This window comes from Bacteroides sp. RCH18, assembly GCF_058231005.1.
In genome coordinates, this window is sequence record NZ_JBIPTC010000001.1 from 3,164,303 (window position 1) to 3,180,841 (window position 16,539).

Here is a 16,539-nt window from a genome sequence, read left to right on the forward strand (position 1 = left end):
GGGCATATATGCCCTATAAAGACTTCATATATCTAATACACAGACTTATTTTGTGTACATCTTCAATCGGATATATCCTTCCTTCGACTGATTCTTCAATGCAATCCCGATACGTGTATATGCAGGAGAGTTTACTTCAATCGTTTCGGAAGTAAACGCCACTTTACCGGATGCATCAATAGCTACAACCATCTGTTCGGAATCTGTAGCCAGCAGAAGATGTGTATCGTCCAGGATTTTCCAGTCGGCTCGTGTCGTTATGGCTGTTTCGAATCGGATCGGTGTTTTCGCTGTAAATTCATCGCCGACCGTAAAGCTGCCTTTGCCCTGGCGGTCGTAAACGAAAGTACGAATGAGCTTATCCAAATTGGGGGTGGAATAAGCAGAGGTATAGTCAATACTGAATACATCTTTTTCGTTCGTAAATTCTTTCTGTAGCACAACGCCTTTCGCTTTCCCGCCCGAAGACTGTGTTCGTCCGTCTACTACAGGAACCGGATGGCCGAATGATCCTTTTATCTTATATTTCTGAGGAGCGTCTCCGTTAAAATAATCACCGGGATAGGAGTTCGGACCACCCTGATCGCCAACCATCGTTTCACTTCCCAAAGCTACGGCATAAGAACCGACATCATTGTGGTTATGATTCTCCGCATTGGTTCCGCCCTTGGCTGATATGGCCAGACGACAGGAAGTTCCACCGGCAGGACGAGCAATCAAAATACCTGCCTGCTCATAATAAGCGCGCAAAGCATCCGACTCTTCCTGCAATACCTGACGGATTCCGTCTGTCATTCCAACCTTTGCAACCCGGCTTGTGAAAAGTTCGAGAAGGTGAAGGGACAAGTTGTTTCCTTTGGGTAAAACAGGCTGTTCTTCGGCAGAAGTAATACCCAGCGCCCGGTCGCAGTAACTGAGAATAAACCTGTCCGGTGACAACCCCATGCGACAATCCGAATAGGCGGGGCACACTCCTTCATTCATCTGTATCTTCTTCCCATACCGGGCGATACGGACAAACTTGGGAGTCTGAAAGAAATCGATCTTTCCCTGTGTTGCCCGGTATACTTCTTCACGCAACAGAATGTAGGCACGGAAACCATAATTATAATAACCTACCCCTTCACTACAGTAGCCGTCGTCAGCGTACCCCTTCATTCCATACACATTATACTTCTCGGCTGCCGCAACAAAGTAAGCACGTTCCTCCTTATCGGGCAACAAGGCAAGAGCCGCACCGGTAACACCCGCCAGACACACAGAATTCCAGTTATTGGTAGCGGTGAACCACCAAAATGGTTTTGTCTCTTCCAGGCAACGGTAGACCGGACGGAAAACCTTCTCACGGAAAGCACACTGCACCCGCGCCCTTACCTCCGGCGACAGACGATCGTCCAGCATGGTAACACACTGAGCAATACCGTTTCCGGCAGTAGCAACCACCAAGTCTACATAATAATCCGTTCCTTTGTAATTCTTCAGACTGCGGTCGTGGGCAGGAATAGACCAAGGCTTCTGACTGCACAGAGCCACCAGAGCTTTTTCGATGGCAGGGACATAACGCCTCTTATTTTCAAGGCATTCAGCCAAAGTCAGCCTGTACAGATATTGATAACGGGCATTCATCATATTCTCTCCGGGCAAACGAACATTCGTCTTATTCAGATGCAAGTACAATGAATCGACAAAAGGGGGCATCCCCTGCTTCAACAAAGCAGGAGCTTCCTTTTCCAGAAGTTGTTTAGCGTCGTCACTCTCTTTTATCTTATTCCAGAAAGTTCGGTCTTTATAAGACGTTCCTATCCCCTGCGGTCGATCGGGAAGCATAGCTGCAATTTCCTGAATGCGGTTCTGCGGGATAGTAGCATTCTGTTTCGGAGCATCCTTTGCCATACGATACATTTCTGTTCCGGCAAGCAGGAAAGCACCCGGTCCGTACACTTCTGTCATATTGCGGGTCACCTTCTTCGGGTCGGCACCGATAGGTTGTACATATCCCAGTTTACCGTCTTCTTCTACTGCAGAAAGCAGTGCTTTCCATCCTTTCTCTACTACAGGCAGGAACTTTTCCTTTGGTAAAAGTCCCTCGTTCAGTCCATAGGCAAGAGCATATACGAAGAAGCCGCTGCAGCTTGTTTCGGGTGATGGATAAGCGTCCGGATCGAGCAGACTTGCACGCCAGAACCCGTCGTAACTTTGTAAATTAGCGATGCGGTAACAGAGTTTCTGAAACAGTTCCTGATAGAACGGACGGTATTTGCTCTTGGCAGGCAGTTCACGTAGCATTTCTACCAGTCCGCCAAGCACCCAGCCATTGCCCCGTCCCCAAAAGACTTTGGCGCCATTACTTTCTTTCATATCAAAATAACGGTGGTCACGGTAGAAGAGATTTTCTTCTTTATCGAACAGGAAGTCGTAAGTCGCTTTGTACTCTTTATCCATAAAGCGAATGAACTTCTTATCACCGGTGATATTATAGAGTTTCAGATAAACAGGAGGTGCCATGAAAAGAGCATCGCACCAGGTCCAGTGTTCTAATGTCGTGGCATCTCCGTAAGTCAACTGAAACGAACCCGAAGGAGGATTGGCGACCACCCACTCCGTACGCGCCAGAGTAGGAACAATCATGTCCTTTTGCTTGTACTTTTCGTACAGATACAGATAGGTTTGAGCAATACAAATATCATCTGCATGATACATCCGTTTATCTACCTGCCAATAGTTGCGACTTCCCAGGCGGGTCAGCCATTTATAATAGAAGGTATCCTGATCGTCCCTCTCGGCGATTTCTGCCCAATAAGCAAGTCCCAGGAAAAAGGTGGCATTCACCCAGTTGAGATCACCATAAACAGCTCTGTTGTAATGACCGATCTGCCAATCGGCTACCCTACGCATCGATTGCTTCACTTCGAGTTTAGTAAACGATTGTGCATGTGTCGTGCATAAATAAACTATGCTTAGAAAAAGAATCAAAAGTAATTTCTTCATAATATATTTTTTAATTTATATGCTTTGGATGCACCGGCATAGATACCGGTATTTCTAAAATCACATAAAACAGTCTTTCGCTCGCTGGATATTTCAGGAATCAGCAATTCAACTTTAATACAAGATTGTGTCTGCCCAGGATCAGCAATATGCAGTTCGGCATTACCACTGTGTCCATCCTTAATCATCAATGCACAAGCTTTATCCACACTTACAGAAAGCTCTCCGTTACGGAACGTACCCTCTTTATAAAATACCATTTGCCATATTCCCAATTTCGTATGCCTCACTATCTGCATAGAATCCGTATTCGCCAGAATTTCGACGGGACTCTTCCTGTAGTGATTCATCTTGCGAGCAGAATGAATCCCAGGCACCACGATATAGGCATAGGTAGCATTCCGGGGATTACAACCATGATTAAATCCCAAAGTAAAGACCTCTTGCTGCTGCTCATTTTTAGATTCAGTATGATTAATGCTGTACCACGATCCCGTCTGTATCTTCTTGCTCAAAAAGAGATTTCCGCCGGCGGGAAAGACATAACCAATTCCATTGTGCAATACCCATTCGGGAGAATCATAGACGAAATCTCCTTCTTTCACCACTGAATGCTTCTTACTTTGCGACAATATGACCTCCTTTTTCGAAAGCAAACATTGATTGATAGTAGTACTTACCGGCACACCGGCTGTCGAATTAATCCCCGCTCCCAAACAAATGATTTCATCATCGAAAAAGAACCAGGACTTTTTAGCTGCGGTATTTATATCAGCATAAGTATCAAGATATGAATAGACTGACACACCATAAAGACTATCAGAGACTCCTCCTGCAAATACGGAAGTTCCCCTCGTTTGCCAATCAATTACAGTTCGTGGAATGGTATCCAGTTGAGGAGCAGTCACTCCAGGAATACGATTCCAGTTCCATACCGGAAAGATGCGGGCGTACTCGCTCCCTTCGGTCACGATGTTTGTACATCCGTCGGACATAAAATAGGTTTTCAGATTTTCACCATTCCCATATTCGCATCGCATGGTACGATTGGAAACCATACGAACGTCAAATGTATAGTGGGGACGGACATGAAGAGCATAGTCTCCTCTGAAATAATGAGTGTGTAACGGCTTTATTCCATAGTTGGCAGACTTCTTGCCTTCCAATCTGGCTATAATCGCATTGTATTCATCAATATGCGCCGGGTCGAGCTCCAGCATTCGTTTGGCAAACAAGGCGGCATGACTCTTTTGGGTAGCATTATTACGGCTCACTCCTCTTCCCAATACATCGAAAAGCATGTATTGTCCACGTATAACCTGATAATAAGTGCCGCACATGAAATGCCTCAGAAATTGTATTCTCTCATCATCCAATGCATATTTCGTTCCTTTAGTATATAGAGCTACCTGTGTTACTCCTTTCAGTATTTCGTCTCCATAACCACCGATATAAAGCTGCACACCATGCTGAAAATAACTGTTGTCATGCTGAAATCCTTCTTTCACAGTATATGATAGAGGACTATAAACATTCTCAACAGCCGTTTTCAAGTCAACATCATTCTTCTGGAGGCAAGCTCTATAAATCCAGTGTAAAGCGATATCTGTCCGGTTGGCTCCAGTCCATTTGGCAGGATGTCCGCCGTCCTTCCGCATACGTTGCAAGACCTTTGTCTCCAATACTTCCGGAATCTGCCTTTTACCAACGCGCATCTGAATAAGCAAAACACCGAGTTTTTGCGGCTCGGCAATCTGATTATACCACCAGTTATTACAATGTGGATTACGATGATTCCAATACTCCAAGCCCTTTACTATCTTATGATACAAATCTTCATTCTGATAATAGGGATTCTTTGGATGGGTATAAGCAAATACAAAGTCATACAACCGGTCCACATGAATAAGTGGCATCCAGTTAGTACGATCCCGACGGGCATAATCTATATCTATAAAACATCCTTGGACGTCATCGTACAGTTCCAGAGCTTTATCAATATTCGGATTTTCTGCAACCCCATCCCGAATCTTCTTCATTAGAATATCAAAATCATCATTCTGCAAGGCGGACGTACAAATAGAGGGGCAAGGTAAAACCAAATCCCAAGGACTCCATGCCAGCAATAATAGAATTATGATTTTATAATGTATCATTTTCATATATGCATGTTTATCATTTGGAAAATAAGAGGGTATATCAAAAGCCAAAAGTAACTAAACCGGGGGTAACTAAAAAGTCGATTCTATCTCTATTCTCCTCCTTCGGGAAGGAGGAGTGGTCGAAGACCGAGGTGGTAGGAAAAATATTGTTTGTTCCTATTTTTTTGTAAATGACAGGATTATGTATTCACCTACCACCTCCCCCTACGGGTACTCCTCCTTCCCGAAGGAGGAGATTTAAGATACTGCCGACTTTTTAGTCAGCCCCAGTTTTAGTTACTTTTGACACGCCTTCTCATCCTTAAAATACAATCAGGCCGACCACTCAGGCTACTTCGTATATTTAACAGGTTTCGACCAGATTTTATCCAATACGTTTTCCTGTGGAGCATACAAGGTTTCCATTATAAAAGAATCGCCTGTAAAATCTTCTAAAACGTCCTGTCCTTCCTTATTATAATAAGAAATTTTTGTTGTTTCTTCTCCTCCCTTGTTCCAAGTTAGCCTGGATGCCACTAATGTACTGTCCAGCAACATGGAATATTTGATGACCAGATTACCACTCTGCATACTCTTAGAAACAATGGAACGATTTAACAGATAGCTCTGATACTGTGTCCCATAAATGGTTCCTGTAAAGTCTGTAGCCAATGATTTATTCAACTCATCATCTTCCAGCCAGGCGGAAAAAATCATAGACCCCTCCCGCATATTCTCTAAAAGAATATCCGTCCTCTTATTTTTGGCCAACTCATATCTGACAGTATCACTTTGATTCAATGCAAGAGCAATCTTTGTAGATCTCCCGTCTTTCACTATCGGAAATGAAATCAGCACCCTTTCCCATCCATTACGCACGGTTATTGAATCTTTCGATAATCGTGTAAGATACATGATTGGACCATCCTTAACAAAGTCCTTATAAGTCGCATCCATTGACTCGCAAGATATAATGGAACAAAATATCAAGATGCTGACTGATATAAATATAAATTTCTTCATAATATTTGTCTTTTATATAGCGATTACTGTATTATTTTATCCTCCGGTGTTCCAAAGAAAGTAAGTTCTGCCACATTGATACGAGATGTTCCTACATTATAATTCTTGATACAAACAAACGTCACATATCTATATGCATCCAGATCTACGGAAAATTCGAGTTCATTTCCGTCTCTTGCCAGTTCCTTATCAGCATCAGTTAACGGAACAATGGCCGCCGGAATAACAGAACCGTCGGCTCTGGGCAATACTCCTTGATATAACCGCACCCATCCTTCATCATTTTCCGGATCAAACTTGGTTACATTATTATCATTTCGTCCCCAAATTTCTATTTCTTTCGGATACAGGCCGTCAAATATAGATGAATAATCAGTTCCATTTCTTCTTCCATAGACAATCATACGGCTGAGCTTAAACTTCTTCCCTAAGTCCAGTGTCACCGAACTCGGCTTGGTAAAATCATATCCCGCCGTTGTGAGGGTCATGAAAGTATTATTGCTTCCAATAATTCCGTCATACAGATTCTTTGGGGTATTAGCATTCGGTGCCAGATAACCTTTGTATTCGCCAATGGCCAAGTATCCCATTTTTTTCTTATCTACTTCCTCTTCATAATATGGAGTCAGAGATATCTCCTTACTTTCAGAAAGATGTCCCCACCTATCCTTCACCACCACACTAAATTCTGAAGGAACGGCTTCCATGCCACGTATGGGCTCATTAATCTCTTGCTTTTTGGTATATAAAGCTCCGGCTTCCGTCCATTTTCCAGTAGCATCTTTCCGGTACACATAAAAAGTAAGAGTCTCATTGCTGGTGTTGGATGTCTTTATCCGGATACCGGCAAAATCCGGTTTTATTTCCATCTCCTTATAAGCAGTAATATAAGGCGGCTCTTCCGGATTTATTTTTACTTCCAGAGGTTCAGAATAGGCTTCACCCGGACTTACAGAATACAACTTCACATTATATTCACCGGCTTTTTCAAATCCTTCCACCACTACAGAATCGGCAAAATACGAAGCATTGGTCGAGCGTTCTCCTATCTCTGTCATATATACAGCCTTCATATAAAGAAAATTCTTATCACTGGGCTGTGTAAAATAGATTATAGACTTTCCCGGCAGATTTTTGACACCATTCAATACTACCTGTTCAGGCGGAGTCGTACTTCCATGGGGAGAATTCATATCACTATCGTTATCGCAAGCACTAGGCAGCAATGTGATGGCTAGTACTAAAAGGCTACTGTATATTATCTTTTTCATAAATCAAATGTCACTTTAATTACTTACCAACCATAATTTTGAACTAAGTTAGGATCTTTTCTCAACTCACCGATATCAATAGGCCAGAAATACATTTTGGGAGTGAAATCCCGGACAAGCACTAAGTTCTCACTATAATAATCTACATCAGTTTCTCCATAACGGACTTTCCAACCGGTCAATGGCTGTGTCAATTCTGTTGTCGCAGTTTTCCACCGACGGACATCCCAAAAATAATGTCCTTCAAATGCTAACTCAATACGACGTTCCTGCATGATGATTTGTCGTAAACCAGTCTGAGTAGCATACTTGCTGTTTCCTACATATTGGTCCCAACTTTCTTTTACGCCTTGAAGTCCCGAACGTTCTCTCACCATATCGATCCATGGCAATACCGTAGCATAATCCTCTCCTTTTTCATTTAAAGCTTCGGCATACATCAAATACAAATCAGCCATACGGATAACAGGGAACGGATAAGTGACCGATGTAAATCCGGAAGCCGCATCGGACATGACCGTCTTGTAATTAACCACTTTCTTAGGCCAAATACCAGTCAGGTTCTGAGAGTGATCTGCCGGAATGGGAGACACATTTCCTCCTTTACGCGCATTCACCGAATACAAGCCCGAAAGTCCCGTCTTTCCTTGTCCGAACCAAATACCGCCGTCAAAGCCTAAGCTGGCATAATATCTGTGTTCACGTTCCAGATTCAATTTGACTGTTCCCGTTTTATAATTCAGCATAATAGTATTCTCATATCCGGGCTCAGCTTCCACCGGCGTGGGAGCCTGCACTTCAAATCTATTAGCATAATCCCATGTCTTATCTTCTTCTATAGGAACCCCATGTTTAGTATAAAATGAGTTAGTCAGTCCAAGAGAAACACCCAGATTGGTTCTGTTCGTAGCATTCTTAGCATTTCTGCCGGGAACCAAGTCACGCGGCATTGCCTGTATCTGATAGTTGTCATAAGAACCCGAACCGACCCATGACTGAGAGTTTGCCCATACCACTTCTTTGTTCCACTTCTCAGTGACAGCACCTCGCAGATTCATCATCAGCTTGTCGGACTCTGTCATGACCACAGTGGGATCATCAAAATAATATAAACCGAATCCCAAATCTTCGAGATAAGTAATGGCTTCTTTACACGCTTCGGCAGCCTTTACCCATTTCTGCTTCTTCTCCTCTTCCGTTTTAACCGGATTAAAGATTTTCACACCTCTATTATCTGCAATTACCTCATAATCCATATTTCCATTGAACAATGGACTTGCAGCGGTTACCAGAACTTTCGCTTTCAATGCTTTAGCCATACCTACGGTCACTCGTCCCAGTTCTTCAGCTTCATTCTCTATTTTAGCCGGAACATCCGGATTAGCAATCACCTTGTCCAAAGTTTCTGTCACATAATTGAAACAACTGTCCAATGTCTCCCGATAAGGATGCATTTCCTCCGTACTACTACTTACCGGAACATATCGGTCCATAATAGGAATCGGTCCATACATCCTGATCAGATAGAAATGATAATAAGCTTTCAGAAATTCCACTTCACCGATCCATCTGTTTTTCTCGCTATCATCCATATCCGGTGTAGTATGTATATTCTCAATCAGAATATTACAATAAGCAATTCCCTCATATAAATGCCCCCATTGAGCACAATATGGTGAATCGGACTTTTGCAATCCTTGGGCTATATACCAGGCGCTGGTTCCCAAATAGCTCCGGAAAACATCGGAAATACAAAAATCACCGGCACCAAGCAAAGCTACATTATTTTTAAGACTTCCGTCACTAGGCATATACCTGTAGCAAGTAAACAAGACTTTTTCCGCTTCTTTTCTCAAGGCGAAAGCATGGTCTTCAATGGTCGGTATGTTATCCGGGACGATATTCAGTTCACATGATGTCAATATAAACACCGACAAACATGACAATATACATATTTTGATTTTTTTCATAACCATTCTTTTTAGAAACTTACATTTACACCAATATTGAATACACGTTGTAACGGATAATTAAGACCATTACCTGCCAATTCCACATCCCAATCCTTGAACTTACTCAAAACAAAAAGATTGGTAGAAGACATATAGAGCCTCAGATTGGACATACCCCATTTGCTCACAATTTTTTGGGGTACTGTATATCCCAGTTCAACCAATTTCAGTCGTAAGAAGGAACCGTCTCTCATGAACCATGTACTCAGTTCTTTATTGTTGGCAACAGAAGTGGTTGACAATCTGGGCCATGTTGCATAACGATTTCGGTTACTTTCCGACCAATAGCTATTTGCAATAAATTTCACTAGTTGATTATTAGTTTTCTGAGACATCTTCGAATCTTTAAAGAATGGAGACATCTTATCATAATCAATCCAGAAAGAAGACTGCGCCGAGCCGTGGAACTGGAAATTGATGTCAAAACCTTTATAGCTAAATGTTGATCCAAAGCCATAGTTGATTTCCGGACTAGTCGGATGTCCAATAGGAACTTGATCCAATGAATTAATTACTCCATCTCCATTCATATCCCGGTATTTGATATCTCCGGCTTTATAATCACCAAACTGTACAGGAGAGTTGGCCACTTCCGCATCGTCTATAAATAGCCCTTCCGCAATGTATCCCCACTTCTGGTTGGGCGAGTAGCCTATTTTGTATTTCCACCATTCCTTATCATACGTGTTATCTTCATATTTCAGATATTCACTATGCGCATAGGTTAAGTTTCCGCGTACTATCAAAAAAGCGTTTTTGTTAAGGTTCTTTTGATACTTTAAATCAAGATCCACACCGTGTCCTTTGGTCTCGCCAATGTTAGCATATACGTCTGCCTGATATCCCATTACGCTTGGAATACTGGCTCTTTTCTGTAATATGTCAGTACGATGTTCTGTGAAATATTCAGCTATCAGGTCAAATCCGTAGAAAGAAGCTTCCAATGCGAAATTAGCTTTACGGGATTTTTCCCATCCAATGGCAGGATTAGCATAACGTGAAACATTTACGCCAGGTCTGCTATATTTGTTTTCATACCCGAAAGAGGCTCCACCTGCATTCATATTCACATTAGACAGATATAAGAAACGTTCATCGACTCTGCCAATCTTATCATTTCCCACCAAACCGTATGATGCTCTTAGTTTCAATTTTGTAATTTTTGAACTGAGCGGTTGGAAGAATGGTTCGTTCGAAATCATCCAGCCACCACCGACGGACGGAAAGAATCCCCATCTGTGTTTCTTATCAAAGCGTTCGGAAGCATTGTATCCAAAATTGAACTCCGTGAAATAGCGGTCACTATAGGCATAAGTAAAACGTCCCGACACACCCATATTTCTTGAAGGCAAGCTCTCCTGCAAAGTTTTGTAGTTTGGATTCTTACTGTCGATATACTGAGTAACGATAAGACCACCTACGGAATGATCACCGAAAGTCTGATTATAACTGGTTCTCGTCTCAATGGTCATTACATTGTTGACAGTCTTGTCACCAGGACTAAAATCAAGGTATTCCGTTCCGGAGTCAGGATTGATGTTTTCGATAGAATATTTCTCTGTCATGAAATCATAAGAACTTAAAGCATAGTAATAGGGCTTATATTGTCTAGTCTGTTTATAATGTGACTTACGAGAAACGTTGAAGAAACCTTCAAATTTCAAACCTTTGGTGATAAAGTTTAAGTCCTGTGTAATACCTAATGTAGCAAGAAGAGTCGTATTCTCATATTCCTTATATCCTTTTACCAGTTCAGCATAGGGGTTGAGATAACTTCCGTCATCGCTATTTCCAAAAAGAATGTGTTTGATATACTTATGCTGCTCATCGGTAGGATATACAGCGGGGAAAAGTACAGGATTGGACTTCATGACCATTCCGTAAACTTCTGATCCTGAATAAATAGGGCCTTCATAAGTGTCAAAGATTCCACTTAAGTTTACTCTTACCTGGGTCGTTTTTGTCACATTGATGTTGACATTAGCCCTCATCTGATAAGTCTGAAGATTGATATTGTTGTTGAAGTTGTTCTTGCCGTCTACGTTGAGCAAACCCTGGTCTTTGGTATATCGCAGAGACACGTAATACGTAGCCGAATTTCCTCCGCCACTGATGCTCATGTTGGCTCTTCCATTCCAGGTCGAGTTCTTCATTAGTTGCCTTCTCCAGTCATTTGTAGGATAAATGATAGAACCAGATCCCGGAACGGTTCTGTCTATTTTATCATCACTATACATGACAGGGGCGGAAGGATCACGTGTTAAGATGGCTTCATTATGCAATTTCATGTAAGTGACAGGATCTGCCAACTCAATATTACTGGTCGGACGGGAATTGCTTCCCTCTATTCTTACATCAAATTTAGTCTTTCCCCTCTCTCCCTCTTTTGTCTTTACCAGAACGACGCCATTAGCACCTCTCGAACCGTAAAGGGCCGTTGCCATGGCATCCTTCATGATTGAAAAACTTTCGATATCATCGGGATTCAAACGACCTAAGTCCGTACTTGTAGATTCAATGTTATCAATCAGAATCAAAGGACTGGTGTTAAATCCAAAAGATGCGATACCACGTACAAAAAAGCTAGCATCGTCCGCACCCGGCTCTCCCGATGTCTGATAAGAAATAATACCGGCTACCTGACCTGCCAATGCTGTTGTCATATTACTGCTCGGTACTCTGAGGCTTTTTGGCGAAAGTGTAGTGATAGACCCAATCACACTCTCCTTCTTTTGTGTTCCGAATGCCACAATTTCCACCGCATCCAGTTCATTTACGTTTTGTGAGAGTTGGATGGTAACGTTTGTTTTCCCTTTCAGTGGAAATTCTTGTGTGTTATATCCAATAAAGCTGACTACCAGCACATCCTTTTGAGGAGAAGCCATCAAAATAAACTTACCGTCCAGATCTGTGACAGTTCCACTGGTAGGGTTACTTTTAAGAGTAACATTCGCTCCAGGTATTCCTTCACCGCTCTCATCAAAGACCTGCCCGGTAATCTTAACTTTTGCATCACTTTGCTGCTGACTCTTTTCATCACCAGTCATTTTCTGTTGCCCATCTTGCGAATATGCTCCTATCGCGACAAAGCAAGCTAGCAGAAACAAATAAAACTTTTCAATTTTCATAAATTATTAGATTAGTTAATGATAAATACTTGTTTTCCATTTAAAAGAGATTCTTTCTCATTTCATTCATAGGCTTTTATATTTTAGATTCAACATTTTTCAGATTACATACAGAAACGTCTCCGATTACCAACCTGCGTGCTCTTCTTTGTTTTCACTCCAATCGGCACTTCGCTTCTTTTCGCCGGTATAGTTCCATTCAATCTCGTCAGTGTATTCTTTTCCATTATATGTTGCAACGGTTTTAATTGTATTCTTACCTTGTTCCAAGGTTACATCATCCAAGACATAGTGCACATCCGTGTAGCCTCGGTGTATACCCGTCAGTTCTTTTCCATTAAGATACACTTGCGGTGTACCTATGTTAGAATAAACAGTAACGGAAGTATGTTTTCGTTCGCGGTCGATGTTGCGACGCTGGGTCAGGTAGAGTACGGGATCTTTGCTCCAGTTAGCTTTATACCAGTAATAGGAGTCTTTTTTGATTTTCCGGTCAAAAGTGATCAAACCCTTCAAGTTACGGGCAGGTACACCGCCACGGCTCCACATCGGTACACCAAAGTCAAACATATTCCAAAGATAAGAAGCGATGATATAGGGATGCTTTGCAATGACACTCCATTGGTATTCATGCGTCTTGGTCTGAAAAGTTTCCGGATAGAAAGACTTTCCCCAGTTCAGAGCATCACCCAGATATTCTGTCTGATGGTCCAGATTTGCATCAGCACCATATTCCGTCAACATCAGTTTCTGCCACGGGTATTTCTCCTCCAGCCCTTTTACCCAAGGCTCGATATCCTGCAACTTTTTCTCATACCATCCGAAGTAGCGGTTCATTCCCTGAATATCCGCATTTTGATTGACCGGATGCTCTGCATGGCCATAACCATTTACAGATACAGTGTAGCGGTCAGGGTCCTCTGTCTTGGCCAGGTTATGCAGAGTTTGTGTCAGTCCTGCCGTATATTCGTGAGGCTGGTATACTTCATTGTGCAATCCCCATACATAAATGGAAGGGTGATTGAAACTTTGACGAATCAGTTCACGAAGCTGAGACTGTGCATTTTCGGCTTCATATCCCGTCACCCGATTCACAAAAGGAATCTCTGCCCAGATGACCAATCCCAAAGAATCGCAACGGGAATACAGGTAATCCGACTGTTGATAGTGGGCGAAACGGACAGTAGTTGCTCCGATATCCATAATCTGAGCCAAGTCGAAATCATGTTCTTTGTTGGTAAGCGCACTACCCAGTCCCCACCAGTCCTGATGACGGGTTACCCCATACATCGGGTATTTCTCACCATTCAAGTAGAAACCTTTGCCTGCCACAATCTCATATCTACGAACACCCAATGGCTGTACCACCTCATCAATTACTTTTCCGTCCGCCAGTAAGCGGGAAATAACCTTATATAAATAAGGGTCCTTACGTCCCTGCCACAGATGCGGTTTATTCAGTTTGAAGGTAGAAATGTAAGTCTGTGTTCCCTGCGGAGTGAGTACCAAAGGAAGGCGATGGGAAGTGACCTTCTTGCCATTCTGCGTATAAATGGTATTTTCGAGTACCAAGTCAGCAGGAGTAAGACTTCCATTGTCCAGCTTCACTTTCACTGTGATATCGGCAGAGCGTTTCGATACATTCTTTTGAGTAATATACACACCCGGAGAGGCACAATCGGTAACTGTAATGTTATTCTGTTCAGTAATAATCAGCCATACCGGACGATAGATACCTCCGTAAACCCCAAAAAGATTGTGATTTACCGGAATCACATCAGGACGTGAAGCATTATCCGCCTTTACCATTATCTCATTCTCAGCTCCCAGTTTCAATGCGGTTCCAATTTCAAAAGCAAAGGCGCTGTATGCTCCCCGGTGCATTCCGACAAGTTTACCGTTGACATACACTTCTGTGTTGGCGCCCACACCTTCAAAGCGAAGAAATACACGCTTCCCTTTCAAGTCATTGCCAAAGAATTGTGTTTTCCTGTAATAACCAACTCCTTCATAGAAAGCATCAGCTTTTACCTGCATATCTTTAGCGTTCCAGGTATGAGGCAAGTTTACAGTTTCCCAGTCCGCATTCCATTGAGCAGCGACCTTCACCGGGTCCTGTGAAAAAGGCCCGCGTTTGAATAGCCATCCTTCATTGAAAGAGGTCACTTCCCGGGCAGAGAGTGAAAGAATCTGCCCGATAAGCGCTGATAAAATGAGTATATATTTAAACTTCATAGAATCGTTTCTTTATCATTTATGTTAAAGCATCTCGATAAATACTTTTTGTTCCTTTAGCTGCACGAACTTTAAGCTGAATTACATAAGGTTCACCCGGATTCTTTTTAGGAACAGATACGTTATATTCATTGCGGGTTGTCTCAACAACAGTGATATCTTCACCGGTAGTCAGCAAAGTGGCTTTTTCTACTGTAATGCCTTTCGGAGTCTTTACAATCAACCGTTCACTATAAGGCTGATTGAATACTACCATATAAACTTCATCGTTTTTACCACGTGTATAATATCCCCAGTCTTGTTTTTCAAATCCGGCATAATCGCAAGCATAAACAGCTTTTCCGTAACGATTCATCCACTTACCAATCGCTGTAGCCATTGCTTTCTCTTCGGGACGAAAATCACCATCTGCCTGAGGCCCGAAGTTGACAACCATGTTTCCACCCATGGAAACAGCGTGTACAATGCGGTCAATGACTTCAATCGGAGTTTTCACATAGCTCAATGACCAGTCTTTGTGATATCCCCATTGATTTTCGGGTATAGTCATACAGGCTTCCCAGTCCCACTGTGTAACTTTGAGATCTTTCACCGGATCGGGCAAGCGGCGTTCGTAGCCGGATTCGTAGTCACCCATCAGACGACCATTGCTATCAAAATGACGCTTTCCTTTGTCATCAGCACGCAAGCGGCTATTGATGGCAACACCCGGAACGAGTTCCTTCAACATTTGTTCTGCATGAGCCGTCCACCAACCATTCTTTTTAACGCTGGCATCCCACGTACCATCAAACCAGAAGTCTTTAACGGTCGGGTAACGTGTTGCCAGTTCTTTCAGTTGATTGTCTGTAAATTCCAGAAAACGGCTGAAGGCGATGCTATCTTCTTTTGATTTTATATCATAACGATAATCCGGATTACTCCAGTCCATCACTGAAAAATAGAAGTGTACATCAATTCCTTCGTCATTATAGGCTTTCACCAACTCGCCTAATATATCACGCTTATACGGGGTATTTGCTACGGTATATTTAGTATACTTACTAGGCCACAGACAGAAACCTTCATGATGTTTCGTTGTAATCTTGACATACTTAGTACCCATTTCTTTGGCCATCTTTGCCCATTTCTTCGCATCGAATTTCGTAGGGTTCCATTGATCCATCAGTTTCAGCCATTCATCAGCAGGTACTTTTGCCCAGCTTTTCAACCATTCGGCAGCTCCGCCATATACTTTTCCATTCCATTCTCCCCCGGGGATAGCATACAGTCCCCAGTGAATGAAAGCACCCAGACGGTTGTCACGGAACTTCTGCATGGCAGGGTCTTGCCGTTTACCTTCATTCGTAGCTCCATATTTCAAAGGAATTTCCTTCTTTGCTTCTTGAGCAAACGTTACAGAACTGACAGTAATCAATAATAAGAGTAATGTTATTAATCTGCTTTTCATGCGATAAATTATTGTGTTTTTCATACTTATTTTATTGTCTTTGATTCTATGTATTAAAACAGAATGAAAGCATTGCAAAAATAGGAGACCTACATGACATCTATAAACACAAATTTTGCAAAAAGAACATTTCTGCATCCACATGGAAGATTTGGTCACCTATAATGGAAGATTTGGATACATCGCCCTTCTTTTTCTGCACAAATGATGTTATCCAACGTATAGCAACCTATAGGCGGACATTGGGGGGACTAATACCTGGTTTGTCAGGTATTAACAGCTGACATATCA

The 16,539-nt window shown here is 42.4% G+C and carries 8 protein-coding genes; all 8 read right to left on the reverse strand.

The features are described 5' to 3' along the window. Positions 1–45: 45 nt before the first annotated feature. The 8 genes from ACHLI0_RS12575 to ACHLI0_RS12610 all read right to left on the reverse strand — a co-directional run bounded on the left by ACHLI0_RS12575 (position 46) and on the right by ACHLI0_RS12610 (position 16,248). A complete protein-coding gene (locus ACHLI0_RS12575) occupies positions 46–2,988 on the reverse strand; it encodes a glycoside hydrolase family 88/105 protein (RefSeq protein ID WP_490749298.1) in 2,943 nt (980 codons plus the stop codon). After that, the gene (locus ACHLI0_RS12580; protein WP_490749579.1) at positions 2,985–5,144 is read right to left on the reverse strand and encodes a polysaccharide lyase 8 family protein; all 2,160 of its coding nucleotides are present in this window, start codon (positions 5,142–5,144) and stop codon (positions 2,985–2,987) included. The genes ACHLI0_RS12575 and ACHLI0_RS12580 overlap by 4 nt, the downstream gene beginning before the upstream one ends. Positions 5,145–5,480: 336 nt before the next feature. After that, positions 5,481–6,152 carry a DUF4998 domain-containing protein gene (locus ACHLI0_RS12585; protein ID WP_055218851.1) on the reverse strand — a complete coding sequence of 224 codons (672 nt, stop codon included), beginning with the start codon at positions 6,150–6,152 and terminating at the stop codon, positions 5,481–5,483. Between the two features lie 23 nt (positions 6,153–6,175). Beyond that, complete coding sequence (locus ACHLI0_RS12590) at positions 6,176–7,423, reverse strand: DUF5126 domain-containing protein (RefSeq protein ID WP_008767253.1); 1,248 nt, start codon at positions 7,421–7,423, stop codon at positions 6,176–6,178. Positions 7,424–7,446: 23 nt separating this feature from the next. Further along, positions 7,447–9,393 (reverse strand): RagB/SusD family nutrient uptake outer membrane protein, encoded by a 1,947-nt coding sequence (locus ACHLI0_RS12595; protein WP_008767254.1) that lies wholly within the window; start codon positions 9,391–9,393, stop codon positions 7,447–7,449. Positions 9,394–9,404: 11 nt separating this feature from the next. Then, a complete protein-coding gene (locus ACHLI0_RS12600; RefSeq protein WP_129654757.1) occupies positions 9,405–12,563 on the reverse strand; it encodes a SusC/RagA family TonB-linked outer membrane protein in 3,159 nt (1,052 codons plus the stop codon). Positions 12,564–12,689: 126 nt separating this feature from the next. Further along, positions 12,690–14,798, reverse strand: a complete 2,109-nt coding sequence (locus ACHLI0_RS12605; protein ID WP_490749299.1) for a glycoside hydrolase family 2 protein — start codon at positions 14,796–14,798, stop codon at positions 12,690–12,692. 19 nt (positions 14,799–14,817) lie between these two features. Next, on the reverse strand, positions 14,818–16,248 hold the full coding sequence (locus tag ACHLI0_RS12610) for an alpha-L-fucosidase (protein WP_032841307.1): 1,431 nt from the start codon (positions 16,246–16,248) through the stop codon (positions 14,818–14,820). Positions 16,249–16,539 lie beyond the last annotated feature (291 nt).

Bases quoted from the DNA above. Each gene is read 5' to 3' on its own strand.
- ACHLI0_RS12575 (WP_490749298.1), bottom strand. From the start codon at position 2,988: ATGAAGAAATTACTTTTGATTCTTTTTCTAAGCATAGTTTATTTATGC.
- ACHLI0_RS12580 (WP_490749579.1), bottom strand. From the start codon at position 5,144: ATGATACATTATAAAATCATAATTCTATTATTGCTGGCATGGAGTCCT.
- ACHLI0_RS12585 (WP_055218851.1), bottom strand. From the start codon at position 6,152: ATGAAGAAATTTATATTTATATCAGTCAGCATCTTGATATTTTGTTCC.
- ACHLI0_RS12590 (WP_008767253.1), bottom strand. From the start codon at position 7,423: ATGAAAAAGATAATATACAGTAGCCTTTTAGTACTAGCCATCACATTG.
- ACHLI0_RS12595 (WP_008767254.1), bottom strand. From the start codon at position 9,393: ATGAAAAAAATCAAAATATGTATATTGTCATGTTTGTCGGTGTTTATA.
- ACHLI0_RS12600 (WP_129654757.1), bottom strand. From the start codon at position 12,563: ATGAAAATTGAAAAGTTTTATTTGTTTCTGCTAGCTTGCTTTGTCGCG.
- ACHLI0_RS12605 (WP_490749299.1), bottom strand. From the start codon at position 14,798: ATGAAGTTTAAATATATACTCATTTTATCAGCGCTTATCGGGCAGATT.
- ACHLI0_RS12610 (WP_032841307.1), bottom strand. From the start codon at position 16,248: ATGAAAAGCAGATTAATAACATTACTCTTATTATTGATTACTGTCAGT.